The following is a 15435-nucleotide window of genomic DNA, read 5'->3' as shown; positions in this document are numbered from 1 at the left end:
CTCGCTTACTTGAACGCGATCACCACGCCGTCGGCGCCGATCGTGGCCTGCAGGCCTTGGCGGCGGGTGTCGAGGCTGAGAGTCACGCCCTTGTCGTTCTTGAGCCAGACACGGCCCTGACCGGCGCGGCCGACGGCCCAGCCTTCCTTGAGCTGGACATAGGGGCCGGCGAGATCGTTGCGGGTGGTCAAGCCGTAGACGCGCCCGCTGGCGACGACGCGCGCGGCGCCGATGCCGCCGATGCCGAGACCGCCGACCGAGATCGGATAGGAGCGGCCGCGATAGGTGAAGGTGCCGCCACCGAGCTCGCCGGAGGCGAGGAAGGCGACGGAGATCTGCTCGATCTTGACCGTGCCGGTCTGCGGCCCGAGCGTTCGCGGCTGGGCGACGGCCGTGCCGGTGACGAGGGCGAGCGCGGCGGCGCCGGCGAGGAGGGATTTGATGGCGGGCACGGGCAGTACTCCTTGGTGATGCAACGGAGTCAAGAACCGCCGGAGAGCCCGGCGGTTCCGTGTGCCTGCCTCTTCGCCTACCGGAAAGGCGGCGAGTACTGGATGCCGCCCTTGCTCCAGAGTTCGTTCGGACCGCGCGCCAGCTTCAGGCGCGAGCTCTGGCCGAGATGACGCTCGAAGCTCTCGCCGTAATTGCCGACGGCGGAGATGATGCGCACGACCCAGTCGTTGCCGACGCCCATCGCCTCGCCCATCTTGCCGTCGAGGCCAAGGAAGCGCTTCACCTCGGGATTGGTGGATTTCAGCATCTCCTGGACATTGGCCCTGGTGATGCCGAGCTCCTCGGCGTTGATCAAAGCGAGCACGGTCCAGCGCACCAGGTTGAACCAGCTCTCGTCGCCGGTGCGAACCCAGGGGCCGAGCGGCTCCTTCGAGACGACTTCCGGCAGGATGACGTGATCGTCGAGATCCTGCAGCTTCATCCGGACGGCGGAGAGGGCCGAAACGTCGGTGGTATAGGCATCGCAGCGGCCGGACTCATAGGCCTTGAGCGCTTCCTCGGAGGTGCCGAAGGCGGCGGCCTCGTATTTCACCCCGAGCTTGCGGAAATAGTCGGCGAGGTTGAGCTCGCTGGTCGTACCTTGCGCGACGCAGACCGAGGCGCCGCCGAGCTGGGCGGCCGAGGAGACGCCGAGCTTCCTGGAGACCATGAAGCCCTGGCCGTCATAATAGTTGACGGTGGTGAAGGTGACGCCCTGGCCGGCATTGCGCGACAGCGTCCAGGTGGTGGTGCGTGGCAACACGTCGATCTCGCCGGCCTGCAGCGCGATCAGCCGGTCCTTCGAGGTGAGCGGAACGAAACCGGCCTTCTCGGTGTCGTTGAAGATCACCGCGGCCAGCGCCCGGCAGATGTCGATGTCGAAGCCCTGCCAGCGGCCATTGGCGTCCTGCGTCGAGAAGCCGGCGACGCCGGGGCTGGTGCCGCAGATGATCTTGCCGCGGTCGCGGATCTGCTTGAGCGTGTTGGCGGAGGCGGGCGCCGCGATGCCGGCGACAAGCGCGAACGCGGCGGTCAGGCGAAGCAAGGTCCGTTTCATCGTCGATCCCCTGTTGTTGTTTTCAGGCAGAACTCTCCCACGCGGCGGAGACGCTGCCCCGCTGCGTTCGTCTTCGTTCGTGTCTCGCCTCAGGCGACCTTGGCGGTGGCCTGCTGTTCCAATGCGACGAGCAGCGCGTCGAGGTCGTTCCAGAGGTCGTCCGGATCCTCGAGGCCGATGCTGATGCGCAGTGCCGGTCCTGCGTAGGTCCAGGGGGTGACGGTGCGCTCGCCAGCTGGCGCCAGCGGCGCGATCAGGCTGCGCGTGCCGCCCCAGGAGGCGCCGATGGCGAAGACCTCGAGCGCCGAGAGCGCGGCCTCGAGCAGCGCGCGCGGCGCCGGCTTCAGCACGATGCTGAACACGCCCGACGAGCGGCCCATGTCGCGCTTCCAGAATTCATGGCCGGGGCAGGAGGGCAAAGCCGGGTGCAGTACGGTCTCGACCGCAGGCGAGCGGGTGAGGCGCCGGGCGAAATCCTCGGAGACCTTGCCCATATGGGCAAGGCGCAGCGCCAGGGTCTCGAGGCCGCGCAGAGCGAGCTGGCATTCGTCGGGCGAGACGCCGACGCCCAGGCCGCGCAGCGTCAGCTTCAGCTTCTCGCGCAGATCGAGGTCCGCGACGGTGATCGAGCCGAGCAGCAGGTCGGAATGGCCGCCGACATATTTCGTCAGGGCCTCGCAGGCGAAATCGACGCCATGCGCCAGCGGCTTGAAGATCAAGGGCGTCGCCCAGGTGTTGTCGCAGCCGACGAGCACGCCCTTCGCCTTCGCCGCCCTGACGATGGCGGGGATATCCTGGATCTCCATTGTGTTGGAGCCGGGCGACTCGACCCAGACCAGCTTGACCTTGTCGTCGATCAACGCGGCGATGCCGGGGCCGATCAGCGGATCATAGACGCCGTAGTCGATGCCGCGCGGCTTCAGATAGTCCTCGCAGAAGCTGCGCACCGGCTGGTAGACCTGATCGGGGATCAGCACCTTGTCGCCCGGCAGCAGCACCGAGAGCATGACGATGGTGACTGCCGCCTGGCCGGAGGGGACGAGCACAGTGCGCAGCCCGCCATGCAGGGCAGTGAGCTGCGCTTCCAGCGTGCGGGTCGTCGGGGTGCCGTGCAGGCCGTAGGTATAGCCGTCGAAGCCGCGCTGGTGACGGGCGAAGAAGCTTGCCGCATCGGGGTAGACGATGGTCGAGGCGCGGTGGGTCGGCACGGTGAGGCTGGCATAACCCTCCTCGTTGACAGCGGGGTGGTGAACGCTGCGGGTGGCGTCGTGCATGGGAGGGTTCCTTTCGTGGCAGAAAGGTTCCCAGCGCGAGGCCGTGCCGACAATCAGCCAAAACTTATGGCTCGATGCCCTGATGTTATGATCAGCGGGATTCCATCAGGCAGTCGATGAAGTCGCGCACCAGCTGCGATTTCGGCCGGTCGAGCGGCAGGATAAGCAGGCTGCGGCTGTGCACCTCCGGCTCGAAGGGCCTGAGCACCAGCTGGGAGGTGTCGGCGCCGGCGATCGCATAGGGGCTGGCGAGACCGATGCCGACCCCTTCGGCGACGAGCGCGCAGACGGTCGCGGCATAGATCGTCTCGACGACGATGCGCGGCTTCGAGCCGGCGTCGGCGAAGATGTGGTCGAGCCGCTGGCGGGTGCGATCCTCCGGCACATAGGTGATGAAGGGGAGATCATGCAGATCGCCCGGCCCGATCACCTCCTTCTCGGCCAGCGGATGGCCGAGCGGCAGGACGCAGAGCGCCCGCGGCTGGACGAAGACCTGGTGGAGGACGCCGGAGACGTCGATCTCCTCGGCAGCAAGGCCGATATCGAAGGCGCCGGAGACGACGCCGTCGCGCACGTCACGCGAGGGCAGGACCATCAGCGTGACCGCAATCTCTGGGCGCCTGTCGCGGAAGCGGCGCACCGCCTTGGGCAGCAGCGAGGAGCCGAGCGCCGAGCGCGAGCCGACGCGCAACTGGCCGGTGCCGTGATCGCGGATGCGGGCGGCGGTGGCGCGCAAGGTGTCCATGCCGAGGAAAGAGGCCTGGACCTGGGCGTAGAACAGCGTGGCCTCGGGTGTCGCGACGATGCGGTTGCGGATGCGGTCGAACAGCGAAAAGCCGAGCGAGCGCTCGAGCTCGGCGATGGTGCGGCTGACGCCGGGCTGGGTGACGCCGAGCAGTTCGGCGGCGCGCGAGATCGTGCCGGCCTTCATCACCGCGGCGAAGGTTTCGAGCTGTCGGCTGTTCAAGCGGCGTCCATGGGGTGTCGTGAGGAGGGGAGGGTAGATGCGGCACGGCCCGGTGGGAACCGGAATCGCAGCGCGAAGGCGTTAACGAAGATGAGCCTTTAGATTGCAGCAAGTCCTAGTTGTGCGCGGAGTTATACCAAAGATCAGGCGCTGATCGCCCCGGCGCCCTCAGCATTAACCGCGGCTTTACTGCGTTCGTTTAATTTCCTCTGGCTGATCTCCAAGATGGAAGCACCGCATCGATGCTCGCCTCGGCCCTGAAGCTGCCTGATCCTGCCAATGAGGATGCGCCGGGGACGGAGGCTGCCGCGCGGGCCGTGCGCGAGATTGCCGAGCGCTTCGGCAAGCTGAGTGCCGAGATCACCGACATTTCCGGGCGGGTCGGCGACGTCAATGCCGAGCTCGACCGGCAGACCGACGGCTTGCACCGCGTCGTCACTTCGGTCGAGCAGGTGTCGCGCTCGAACCAGGCGATCCAGTTGGCGGCGGATACGGCGCAGCAGGCCGCCTCCGTGGTCAAGAGCGGGCTGGAGCGCGTCACCGGCGCGGTCCGGCAGGGGCTGAATGCGGCCCAGAACGACATCGCCGAATTGTCCGATGGCGCGCAGTCGATCTCACAGGCCCTGAACGAGGCGGTGGGACGGGCGCACAAGGCGCGCGAGGCCAGCGAGGCGATCCAGACGATCACGCGCGAGATCCAGCTGCTCTCGATCAATGCCGGCGTCGAGGCGGCGCGCAGCGGCGCGGCAGGTCGCGGCTTTGCCGTCATCGCCGCCGCGGTGAAACAGCTCGCCGAGCAGACACGCGACGCGACGGCCGCCAGCGCCAAGCAGCTCGACGCACTCGTCGCGACCGTCGACCAGCTGGCCAAGCAGAGCTTGGCAAATGCGCAGGCGGCGCGGCGCGCCAGCGACGAGAGCCAAGGTATCTCGCAACAGATCGGCGAGCTCGACCATTTCGGCCGCTCGGTGGTCGGGCTGATCGGCGAGATCGACTCGATCTCGGCACCGGCGCGCGAGAACGCGGCCGCCTTCGCGCAGGTCGGCGGCGAGCTGAGAGGGCTGGTGAACGGGGTCGACCAGTCGGGCCGTAATCTCGAGGTCGCGGCGCGGCGAGGCGCGTCGCTGGTCTCGACCAGCGAAGCGGTCCTCGGGGCGATCGCGGGCTCGGGCGTGCGAACGCCGCAATCCGACATGATCGAGATCGCGATCGAGGCCGCGGTGGCGATCACCGGCCTGTTCGAGCAGGCGGTGGCGAAAGGCGAGATCGGCCTGGCCGAGCTGTTCGACGAGGCCTACCGGCCAGTTGCGGGCAGCGATCCCCAGCAGTTCCTGAGCCGCTTCACCGAGCTGACCGACCGGTTGCTGCCGCCGGTGCAGGAGAAGATGCTCTCGGCGAGCAAGCGCATCGTCTTCTGCGCGGCAGTCGACCGCAATGGCTACCTGCCGACCCATAACCGCAAATATTCGCAGGCGCAGGGGCCGGACCCGGTCTGGAACAACGCCAACTGCCGCAACCGCCGCATCTTCAACGATCGCACCGGCCTTGCCGCAGCGCGCAACCAGAAGCCGTTCCTGTTGCAGACCTACCGGCGCGACATGGGCGGCGGCAATTTCCTGGTGATGGAAGACCTGTCGGCGCCGATCTTCATCCGAGGGCGGCATTGGGGCGGGGTCCGCTTCGGACTCAGCGTCTGAGGAGCCGGACGGTCGTTTTCAGGTTTGTGTCGAGTACGGGTTTTGAGTTGCGGCCATGCATATCGCGCCATCCTTTCCGAACCTGTCGGTGCTGCTGATCGACCCCAGCCCGCACTACCGGCGCATCATCCGCACCATGCTCTATCAGGCGCAGCTGCAGCGGGTGTTCGAGGCGGCCGATCTCGCCACCGCTGCGACGACCTTCATCCAGAAGCAACCCAACATCGTGATGCTGGACTGGGACCTGCCCGATGGCGACAGCCTGAAATGCCTGGCCTCGATCCGCTCGTTCAAGACCTCGCCCTTCGCCAAGGCGCCGGTGCTGGTGATGATGGAGAAGCCGGACCGGCGCTCGGTCGTGCAGGCCGCAAAGCTCGGTGCCCATGAGATCATCGTGAAGCCGATCTCGCCGAACAATCTCTGGCTGCACCTGTCCGGCATCATCAACGTGCCGCGCAAGTACAAGGAACTGAACGGCAGCATCTCGCTGGTGCCGCGCGCGATCAGCAACAGCCTGTTCTGAGGCCGGCCGTGGCTGCCCCGGAATGGTCACAATCCTTGCCGCGACGCCGGCGGCTTAGTGAAATTTTTACCAATCGGCTGGATGCTTCCCAGTCACCAAACACAGGTCCTGCCACCGTGGTCATCACCGTCTCACTTCCGCCCTTCCTCGGCCGGTCAGAGGCCGCCGCCTTTCGCAACCAGCTCCTGGTCGCGCTGGAGCAGAAGGAAAGCATCGCGGTCGAATGCGCCGAGGCCGGCCCGTTCCCGAGCCTGTGGATCCAGCTCATGCATGCGGCCGCCACCAGCGCCAAAGCGCGCGGCCTCTCGGTGACGCTCAAGGCGGCGTCCGAGGAGTGCCGCCAGTCCTTTCAGGCGATCGGGTTCGACCCGGCGCAAAGCGCTCTCGTTCTGGAGTGATGCCGCGATGAAGATCCTCGCGATCGACGATACCAAGACGCTGCTCAGCCTGCTCAGCATGACCCTGCGCAGCGCCGGCCACGAAGTCGCCGAGGCGGAGAACGGCGAGGAGGGGCTGGCGCGTTTCGACCAGTTCAAGCCCGACCTCGTCATCACCGACCTCAACATGCCGGTGATGGACGGCATCGAGTTCACGCGCGCCTGCCGCGCGCGGCCGGCCGGGCAGAACACGCCGATCATCGTGCTGACCACCGAGAACGGCGCCGAGATCAAGGCAGAAGGCCGCCGTGCCGGTGCCAGTGCCTGGATGGTCAAGCCGTTCGAGCCCAACACCCTGCTCGGCCTCGTCGCGCGCTACCAGAACTGAGGCTGTCTATGGATCCCCTGGCGGAACTCAAGCAGACCTTCTTCCAGGAGTGCGAGGAACTCCTCGGCGCACTGGAGCAGAAACTCCAGGCGCTCGACGAAGGTTCGCGCGATCCTGAGGACGTCAACGCCGCCTTCCGCGCCATCCACTCGATCAAGGGTGGCGCCGGCGCCTTCGGCTGCACCGACCTCGTCGGCTTCGCCCATGTCTTCGAAGCCGCGCTCGACCATCTGCGTTCGGGCCGCGTCGCGCTCGAGGATGCACCGTTCACGCTCTTCCTGCGTTGCTCGGACGCGGTCGCCGACCTTGTCGCCGCTGCCCGCAACGACGAGACCGCTCCCGTGCGGCCTGACCTGCTGGCCGCGCTCGAACAGGTCGGCCAGGCCAAGACCGCAGCCCCGGCCGCTCCCGCGGAGCCCCCGGCAGCGCCTGCGCTCGATGCACCTGTCGGTATCGCCGCCCTCGGCAATCTGCTCGCCATGGTCGACGCCAAGATGGGCGCGCCCGCGGTGGAGGCGCCGACCGCGTCCAACGACGGCTGGGACGATGACGAGCCCGTCGCCGTCGCCACGCCGATCCGCCGGCCCGGCCACGATGTCCGCATCAAGATCACGCCGGAAGCCGACCTGTTCCGCCGGGTGATCGAGCCGCGCGTCGCGATCGGCATCCTGCCGGCGGACGAGATCGTCTCGGTGGCCTGCGATCTCAGCCAGGTTCCGCCGCTGGAAGCGCTCGACGTCACCGACTGCCATATGCGCTTCGAGGTGATGCTGCGCACCGAGCTCTCGGCCGAGGAGATCGTCTCCAAGTTCGATTTCACCCTCGCCAACGAGGAGTTCGAGGTCGAGGTCCTGCCGGACAGCGACGCCGAGCTGGAAGCTGCTCCCCAGGCAGCGCCGGCTGTCGCGTCGGAGGTGCCGCAGAACGTCGCCGCCGACCTGTCGGCCATCCTCGCCCGGCTCGGGCCGACGACCGACGCGCCGTCGCAGCCCGACATTCAGCCTGCCGCAGCGCCCGTTGCCGCTGCCCCGGCTGCCGCCCCTGTTCCGGCCCAGCCGCGCCCGTCGCTGCGCCCGGCCGCGAACGATGCCGCTGCACGCCAGCGCCAGGCTGTCAGCGTGCGTGTCGATCTCGACCGCATCGACCGGCTGATGAACCTGGTCGGCGAGATCGTCATCACCCAGTCGATGCTGGTCGAGTGCGTGCGCTCGCTGCCCTATGACGTCTACGCCAAGACCGCCGAAGGCATCCTGACCCTGTCGCGCCAGACGCGCGAACTGCAGGACCATGTCATGGCGGTCCGCGCCCAGCCGGTGAAGGCGGTGTTCCAGCGCATGCCGCGCCTGGTGCGCGAGCTTGCCCAGACGCTCGGCAAGGAAGCCAAGCTCGTCCTCGAAGGCGAGAACACCGAGGTCGACAAGACGATCATCGAGGAGCTCGCCGACCCGCTGACCCACATGATCCGCAACTCGATGGATCACGGGCTGGAGACGCCGGACGAGCGCACCGCTGCCGGCAAGCATCCCGAGGGCACGATCAAGCTGGTCGCCGAGCATCGCGCCGGCCGCATCGTGATCAGCGTCACCGATGACGGCCGCGGCATCGGTCGCGACAGGCTGCTCGCCAAGGCCCGCTCGCGTGGGCTGGTCGGCGCCGACGAGAAGCTCGCACCGGAGGAGATCGACCAGCTGATCTTCGCCGCGGGACTGTCCACCGCGGACGCGGTCAGCGACATTTCCGGCCGCGGCGTCGGCATGGACGTGGTGCGCCGCAACGTCGAATCGCTCGGCGGCCGCATCAGCGTCGATTCCGAGCCGGGCCGCGGCTGCAAGTTCACGCTTGCCCTGCCGCTGACGCTCGCCGTGCTCGAAGGCATGGTGATCCGCTGCGGCGACGACCGCTACGTCATCCCGATCGCCAGCGTGATCGAGACGCAGCACCTGGCCAACACGCCGATCGAACACCTGACCTTCGGCCAGGAGGTGCTGCGCTGGCGCGGCGAGATCACCCCGCTGCACCGCCTCGGCGCGGTGATGGGCTCCGCCGGCACGCGCGACGAGAACATCATCATCATCGCGGAGACCGAGCGCGGCGGCAATGTCGGCATCGCGGTCGACGAGATCGTCGGCCAGCAGCAGGTCGTCGTGAAGAGCCTCGAGTCGAACTATGGCGCGGTCGCCGGCGCCTCGGCTGCAACGATCCTCGGCGACGGCCTGGTCGCGTTGATCCTCGATGTCGACTCGATGCTGCGCGTGGCGGCATCGGGCGTCCGCCAACCCGTTCCCGAACTCAAACTGGCTGGATGAACCATGTCCCTGCAGCTCAGCGAAAAGCATTTCACCTCGGCGCAGCCTGAGTCCGCGGCGCGCCGGATCGTCACCTTCCGGGTCGGCGATCGTACCTTCGGCATCGATGTCGGCATGGTCCGCGAGATCAAGGGCTGGCAGGCGACGACACCGCTGCCGCATGCGGCTCCGCATGTGCGCGGCGTGCTCAACCTGCGCGGCGTCATCCTCGCGGTCTACGACCTGCGCACCGCGATCGGCCTCGGCTCCACGGAGGCGACCGCGACCCATGTCATCGTCGTCGTCGACGTCGAGGACAAGACCGCCGGCCTGCTGGTCGACTCGGTCTCGGACATCGTCGACGTGCCGGTCAGCGCGGTCAGGCCCGCCCCGGACCTCGAGCGCGACGAGCACGGGCTGATCGAAGGCCTCGTGCTGCTCGACACCGAGATCGTCGCGCTGCTCGACCTCGCCGCGGTGATCCGCGACGGCGGCGACAACCAGGACAAGCAACTGCGCGTCGCCTGAGCTCCAGCGGCTTTGCCCGGTAGTGCCCAGCCGGAATGCCGAATGATGGCCAGGAACGCCTGAGAGACAAAAAGAACCGATGACTCAGCTGGGCGCCTTCTCGAAACTCTCGGTCAAGCTGCCGGCGCTCTTCGCCGGCGGCGCAGCCGTTTCGGGCGGGCTCGTGGCATTCGCGATGCAGCAGAGCGCGGCCGCCCGGCTCGGCGCCCTCGGCCTGTCCAGCCAGCAGGCCGACGCCGCATTGTCGGCGCTCGCGAGTGCAGCCTTGCCGTTCGGCGTTGCCGGCCTGGCGCTTGCCGCCGGCCTCGGCTGGCTGGCCGCCCGCTCGCTGGCGCGCCCGGTCACGGCGCTGCGCGAGGGCATGGAGAAGCTCTCGGCGGGAAGCATCGAGGCGCTGCCCGAATTCTCCCGCCGCGACGAGATCGGCGAGCTCTCGCGGGCGCTGCGCCAGGTTCAGGAGAACTCGGTCGAGGCGGGGCGGATCCGGGCTGCGCTCGACGGTTGCCGCACCGCGATCATGGTCTGCGACGCGCAGGACCGGGTCGTCTACGTCAACAAGTCGCTGCTCAAGTTCTTCAGCGAGGCGCAGGAGGATTTCCGCGCCGCTTTCCCGGGCGTCTCGGCCAAGGACCTGCTCGGCAAGGTGCTGGAGCTGTTCGCCGGCCCGCAAGGTGTTCCCGAGGCCCGGACGATGCGCGTCGCACTCGGCAGGCGCATGGTCGCGCTCACATTGACCGCGATGACGCAGCCCGACGGCCGCAGGTTCGGGTCGACGATCGAATGGCGCGAGCTGACCGATGAATTGCGCGCGGCCGACGAGGTCGCGGCGGTCGTCGCGGCGGCGGCCGAGGGCGATTTCTCTAGGCGTGTGCCGCTCGCCGGCAAGCCGGAGGCGCTGCAGCGCATCGCCGAAGGGGTCAACGAGATCAACGCGATCGTCGAGGCCGCCACCAGCGAGTTCGCCGCGGTTCTGGCCGGCCTCAGCGAGGGCGACCTGACCGGACGTGTCGACGGCGCCTATGACGGGCGGCTCGGCGAGCTGAAAGTCGGGCTCAACCAGACATTGGCGCGGCTGACGCAGACCGTGTCCGGCATCCAGCTGGCGGCGGCGCATGTCGCCGCCACGGTCGTCGAGATCAAGGCCGGAGCGGTCGATCTCGCCGGGCGCACCGAGCAGTCGGCTGCCGGCCTGGAAGAGACGGCGGCGACGACCGGTCAGCTCGCCGCCTCGATCGGGCAGAGCGCCACCCGCTCGCGCGCCGCGACCGAGCTCGCCGGCGAGGCGGTGGCGGTCGCCGGCAGCGGACAGCAGGCTGTCGCCGAGACGATCGATGCGATCGGGCGGATGGAGCAATCCTCGGCGCGCATCGCCGAGATCGTCACCGTGATCGACGGCATCGCCTTCCAGACCAACCTGCTGGCGCTCAACGCCGCGGTCGAGGCGGCCCGCGCCGGCGATGCCGGCAAGGGCTTCGCGGTGGTCGCGAGCGAGGTGCGCACTTTGGCGCAGCGCTCGGCCACGGCCGCCAAGGACATCAAGGGCGTGATTGCCAATTCCAATGCGCAGGTCGCCGAGGGCGTGCGCCTGGTGCGCCGGACCGGCGAGACGCTTGGCAAGATCGTCACGGCGGTCGAGCACGTCTCGGCGACAGTAGCGGAGATCTCGCAGGCCAGCACGGCGCAGGCCGGCGACATCGCCGCGATGAGCCGCTCCGTCGCGGCCATGGACGAGGCGACGCAGCAGAATGCGGCGCTGGCCGAGCAGAGTGCCGGCGCAGCTGCCAGCCTTGCCGAGCAGACGCAGGCGCTGCGCGAGCTTGCCGGTGTCTTTCGCTTCGAGCGGTCGGTGGCCCATGCACGGCCGCTGCCGTCGGAGCCGCTCGGCCTGCGCCAGCCCGCAAATCCCCAGGGCGAGCCGCGGCGCGTGCCAGGCCGCCAGGACATTCATCGTTCCACCGAGGCCCGCCCCGTCACTCCACGCCGCCGCGTCGCCGGTGGCGGCCGGATGGACGAGTGGGCCGGGTCTTAAGTCGCGTCACAGGGTCTGAGCATGCTTGCCCCGCAACCCGTCCAGTCGGACACCACCCTCAGCCGTGACGACATGGCCCTCGTGGCCAAGCTGGTCTACGAGCACGCCGGCATCGTCATCCGCGAGCACAAGGAAGCGATGGCGCGCGGGCGGCTGGCGCGGCGCGTCAAGGTGCTGGGGCTCGGCTCGATCGCCGAATACTGCGCCTATCTGCGCACGTCGTCGGCGGCGGACGAGATCCCCGAGCTGATCAACGCGGTCACGACCAACCACACCGCCTTCTTCCGCGAGCGCCACCATTTCGACCACCTGCGCAAGGATGTGCTGCCGCGCCTGATCCAGGAGCGGGCTGGCCGGCGCGGGCGCATCCGGATCTGGTCGGCGGCCTGCTCCTCAGGCGAGGAGCCCTACAGCATCGCCGCGACCTCGCGCGACGTGATCGGGCATCGCAGCGACCTCGATTTCAGGATCCTGGCGACCGACATCGACACCGACATCCTCGACCGGGCCGCGGCCGGGCTCTATCCGGCCGACCAGTTCGACCGGCTGCCGGCGGATCTGCGCCCGTTGCTCAAGCTGGAAGGACAGGGCGCGCGCGGCGAAGCCCGCATCGCCGAGGACCTGAAACGGCTGATCGCGTTCAAGCGGCTGAATCTGATCGAGCGCTGGCCGATGAAGGGGCCGTTCGACGTGATCTTCTGCCGCAACGTCTTCATCTATTTCGACACGCCGACCAAGGCGGCGATCCTCGACCGCTATGTCGCCCTGCTGCAGCCGGGCGGTTTTCTCTATCTCGGCCACTCCGAATCCCTGCCGCAGCCGCACCCTCAGCTCAGGCTGATCGGCCGCACCATCTACGAGCGTACGCCATGAGCCTTGCCCGATCCTCGCGGCGCTATTTCGATCCGCGCTTCGAAGCGACCATCATCACTGTCGCGCCGGGCGAGCACGAGATCACCTCGGCCAAGGACGAGATCGTCGCCACGGTGCTCGGCTCCTGCGTGTCGGTCTGCATGCGCGACCCGCAGATCGGCGTCGGCGGGCTCAACCATTTCCTGCTGCCGAAGAACAATGGCGGCACCGACGCCAGCGCCGGCGAGCGCTATGGCGACACCGCCATGGAGGTGCTGATCAACGGGCTGCTCAAGCGCGGCGCCAGGCGTGGCCAGCTCGAGGCCAAGGTCTTCGGCGGTGCGCGCGTGCTCTCCGGCGCCACCATGCTGGCGATCGGCGAGGGCAACATCATCTTCGTCAACGAGTTCCTCGCCCGCGAGGGCATCCCGGTGGTATCCAGAGATGTCGGCGGCACGCGCTCGCGCCGCATCCACTACCAGCCCGCGACCGGGCGCGCCTGGGTGCAGCACGTCCAGCAGGCGGCGCGCGATCCCGAGCGCGAGCAGGAAATCGCCTATCTCAACCGTCTCAAGACCCAGCCGGTGGCGGGTGAAGTGGAGATCTGGTGATGAGCATGACCTCCGCCGGCCCGGTGAAAGTCCTCGTCGTCGACGATTCCGTGCTGATGCAGAAGTTGATGACGCAGATCATCAACTCGACGCCCGGCTTCCAGGTGATCGGCGTCGCCGGCAGCGCCGAGGAAGGCTGGGACGCGATCCAGGACCTGCGCCCCGACATCCTGACCCTCGACCTCGAACTGCCCGGCCGGCACGGCCTCAAGCTGCTGGCCCGCGTGCTGAAGCAGGACCCGCTGCCGGTGCTGATCGTCTCCGCCTTCGGCGGCCCGGGTGCGGACAACACCATCCAGGCGCTGGAGCTCGGCGCGATCGACTTCATCGAGAAGCCGGACGGGTCGACGCATACGCTCGAGGGCTTCATGAAGCATGTCGCCGCGGCGCTGCAGCGCGCCTCGGCCAGCCGGAGGATGCTCGCCGCCGCCAAGGAGCTCGCGGCCCAGCAGCGGCCGGCAGCGGCCGCGCCGGTGCGGCCAATGGCTGCGGCGCCTGTTCCGGCCGCCCATGGCAAGGTCTCGCTGATCGCGATCGGTGCCTCGACCGGCGGCGTGCCGGCGGTGCAGACCGTGATGCGCGACGCCGCGCATCTGCGCCTGCCGATCGCCGTGGTCCAGCATATGCCGGCCGGCTACACCGCCAAGTTCGCGGCGCGCCTCTCGGCCGCAACCGGGCTCGACGTGCGCGAAGCCGCCGATGGCGATCGCCTGCGGCCGGGCATGGCGGTGGTGGCGCCGGGCGGCTCGAAGCATCTCGAGATCGAGGAGCGCCGTGGCGAGCTCGTCTGCCTGGTCAAGGAAGGGCCGCTGGTCAGCGGGCACTGTCCGTCGGTCGACGTGATGTTCCATTCGGTCGCCCGCTCGCTCGGCAGCCATGCGATCGGCGTGCTGCTCACCGGCATGGGTCGCGATGGCGCTGACGGTTTGTTAGCCATGCGCAAAGCCGGCGCTGCGACGTTAATCCAAAGTGGCGAGACCTGTGTGGTAAACGGGATGCCGAAAGCCGCGTTCGAGTTGGGCGCCGCCGATCGGGTCGTACCGCTCGACCAGATCGGAGGAGCCATCGCGGGGCTGCTGGGCGAACGCCCGCAGCAGCGTACCGCATAGATCATCGCGCGTCCGAACGGACGCGGCCACGATGATCTATCGCATTGTTATCGCATCGGATTCTTCCGAGAAGTGGACTCCACTTTTCGGTCCGATGCCAGGGAGAGTGCCATGTCAAAGGCGAGAAGCGACTACCGCATCCTCGTGGTCGACGACCAGAAGAGCATGCGTGGCCTTGCCACCTATTTCCTCAAGCAGATCGAGTTCCAGGACATCGACGAGGCGGAGAACGCCCGCGAAGCCCTGATGAAGATGCAGACCAAGCGCTACGACTTGCTGCTGCTCGACTGGAACATGGACGGGATGAGCGGCATCGACCTCTTGCGCGCCATCCGCTCGGTGCCGGAGCTCAACCAGATCAAGATCATCATGGCGACCTCGGAACGCTCGGTCGACAAGATGGACGAGGCGACCAGCAATGGCGCCGACCATTATGTCGTGAAGCCCTATGAGCTGCGCGATCTCGAGGTGCGGGTGAAGAAGGTGCTGGCGTGCTGAGCCGCCGGCGCCATTCGTGAGCGATCGACGCCCCGGTCCGCGCCGGGGCGTTTTCGTTTCCGCTCGCGGATATCTTACTTGGCGAGCAGCCTTAGTCGGCAGTAGCCTGCGCCCATTGCGGAGTCCGCCCCATGCGCTTCCATCGCCGCCAGATCCTCGCTCTGCTGACGCTCGCACCGGCCGCTCCCGCGTTTGCCGCGCAAGGCGAAAGCAATGTCTACGCCTTCAGCTTCGACCGGGCCGAAGGCGGGCGCATCCCGCTCTCGGCCTATCGCGGCAAGCCGATCCTGATCGTCAATACGGCGACGCAGTGCGGTCTTTCCGGACAATTCGCCGGGCTGGAACAGCTCTGGGAGCGCTATCGCGAGCGCGGTCTCATCCTGATCGCGGTGCCGAGCAATGATTTTGGCGGGCAGGAGCCGCTCGACGGCGCGGCGATCGCCGAGGCGGTGCGGCAGACCCATGGCGCCAACTATCCGATCACCCAGAAGAACGTGGTGCGCGGACCGGATGCCCACCCGTTCTATCGCTGGGCTGCGAATCAGCGCCCGAACGAGCTGCCGAACTGGAACTTCCACAAATACCTGATCGGCCGTGACGGCAGCCTGATCGGCAGCTTCAGCTCGCGCAGCGACCCGCTCTCGCCGGAGTTGATCCGCGCCATCGGGCAGGAGCTGGAGAAGGGCTGAGCGGGCTGACGGCACTCATGCCGTCATGGTCGGGCTTGTCCCGACCATCCACGTCTTCC

The 15435-nt window shown here is 68.0% G+C and carries 16 protein-coding genes; 12 read left to right on the top strand and 4 right to left on the bottom strand.

Translation table 11 applies throughout. The features are described 5' to 3' along the window. Positions 1 to 5: 5 nt before the first annotated feature. The 4 genes from ACWIGM_RS03570 to ACWIGM_RS03555 form a co-directional block, all read right to left on the bottom strand. Positions 6 to 452 carry a hypothetical protein gene (locus ACWIGM_RS03570; protein ID WP_454024546.1) on the bottom strand — a complete coding sequence of 149 codons (447 nt, stop codon included), beginning with the start codon at positions 450 to 452 and terminating at the stop codon, positions 6 to 8. A gap of 77 nt (positions 453 to 529) precedes the next feature. Continuing rightward, positions 530 to 1549, bottom strand: a complete 1020-nt coding sequence (locus ACWIGM_RS03565) for an amino acid ABC transporter substrate-binding protein (protein ID WP_454024545.1) — start codon at positions 1547 to 1549, stop codon at positions 530 to 532. 89 nt (positions 1550 to 1638) lie between these two features. Beyond that, on the bottom strand, positions 1639 to 2823 hold the full coding sequence (gene metC / locus ACWIGM_RS03560; protein ID WP_454024544.1) for a cystathionine beta-lyase: 1185 nt from the start codon (positions 2821 to 2823) through the stop codon (positions 1639 to 1641). Positions 2824 to 2914: 91 nt separating this feature from the next. Next, positions 2915 to 3790 (bottom strand): LysR substrate-binding domain-containing protein, encoded by an 876-nt coding sequence (locus ACWIGM_RS03555; RefSeq protein ID WP_454024543.1) that lies wholly within the window; start codon positions 3788 to 3790, stop codon positions 2915 to 2917. A gap of 242 nt (positions 3791 to 4032) precedes the next feature. On the opposite strand from ACWIGM_RS03555, the gene ACWIGM_RS03550 reads away from it, so the two are divergent. From ACWIGM_RS03550 to ACWIGM_RS03495, 12 genes are all read left to right on the top strand, one after another. Next, positions 4033 to 5487, top strand: a complete 1455-nt coding sequence (locus tag ACWIGM_RS03550) for a methyl-accepting chemotaxis protein (protein ID WP_454024542.1) — start codon at positions 4033 to 4035, stop codon at positions 5485 to 5487. 55 nt (positions 5488 to 5542) lie between these two features. Continuing rightward, positions 5543 to 6010 (top strand): response regulator, encoded by a 468-nt coding sequence (locus ACWIGM_RS03545; protein ID WP_454024541.1) that lies wholly within the window; start codon positions 5543 to 5545, stop codon positions 6008 to 6010. A gap of 8 nt (positions 6011 to 6018) precedes the next feature. Continuing rightward, positions 6019 to 6408 carry an STAS domain-containing protein gene (locus ACWIGM_RS03540; protein WP_454024540.1) on the top strand — a complete coding sequence of 130 codons (390 nt, stop codon included), beginning with the start codon at positions 6019 to 6021 and terminating at the stop codon, positions 6406 to 6408. 7 nt (positions 6409 to 6415) lie between these two features. After that, a complete protein-coding gene (locus tag ACWIGM_RS03535) occupies positions 6416 to 6775 on the top strand; it encodes a response regulator (protein WP_454024539.1) in 360 nt (119 codons plus the stop codon). Positions 6776 to 6783: 8 nt separating this feature from the next. Next, positions 6784 to 9081: a chemotaxis protein CheA gene (locus ACWIGM_RS03530; protein WP_454024538.1), complete on the top strand. Its 2298-nt coding sequence runs from the start codon at positions 6784 to 6786 to the stop codon at positions 9079 to 9081. Positions 9082 to 9084: 3 nt separating this feature from the next. After that, on the top strand, positions 9085 to 9588 hold the full coding sequence (locus ACWIGM_RS03525; RefSeq protein WP_057190852.1) for a chemotaxis protein CheW: 504 nt from the start codon (positions 9085 to 9087) through the stop codon (positions 9586 to 9588). Between the two features lie 79 nt (positions 9589 to 9667). Next, on the top strand, positions 9668 to 11617 hold the full coding sequence (locus ACWIGM_RS03520) for a methyl-accepting chemotaxis protein (RefSeq protein ID WP_454024537.1): 1950 nt from the start codon (positions 9668 to 9670) through the stop codon (positions 11615 to 11617). A gap of 21 nt (positions 11618 to 11638) precedes the next feature. Then, positions 11639 to 12490: a CheR family methyltransferase gene (locus ACWIGM_RS03515; RefSeq protein ID WP_454024536.1), complete on the top strand. Its 852-nt coding sequence runs from the start codon at positions 11639 to 11641 to the stop codon at positions 12488 to 12490. Beyond that, the gene (locus tag ACWIGM_RS03510; protein ID WP_454024535.1) at positions 12487 to 13080 is read left to right on the top strand and encodes a chemoreceptor glutamine deamidase CheD; all 594 of its coding nucleotides are present in this window, start codon (positions 12487 to 12489) and stop codon (positions 13078 to 13080) included. The genes ACWIGM_RS03515 and ACWIGM_RS03510 overlap by 4 nt, the downstream gene beginning before the upstream one ends. After that, positions 13080 to 14189, top strand: a complete 1110-nt coding sequence (cheB, locus tag ACWIGM_RS03505) for a chemotaxis-specific protein-glutamate methyltransferase CheB (protein WP_454024534.1) — start codon at positions 13080 to 13082, stop codon at positions 14187 to 14189. Before ACWIGM_RS03510 ends, cheB begins: the two co-directional genes overlap by 1 nt. Before the next feature lie 111 nt (positions 14190 to 14300). Continuing rightward, positions 14301 to 14687: a response regulator gene (locus ACWIGM_RS03500; RefSeq protein ID WP_057190857.1), complete on the top strand. Its 387-nt coding sequence runs from the start codon at positions 14301 to 14303 to the stop codon at positions 14685 to 14687. Positions 14688 to 14818: 131 nt separating this feature from the next. Continuing rightward, the gene (locus ACWIGM_RS03495; RefSeq protein WP_454024533.1) at positions 14819 to 15376 is read left to right on the top strand and encodes a glutathione peroxidase; all 558 of its coding nucleotides are present in this window, start codon (positions 14819 to 14821) and stop codon (positions 15374 to 15376) included. Positions 15377 to 15435 lie beyond the last annotated feature (59 nt).

The sequence above is a fragment of the Allobosea sp. NPDC055332 genome, from assembly GCF_053645455.1.
Note: the sequence above shows the minus strand (reverse complement) of the source record. Positions and strands in the feature narration are given on the sequence as shown.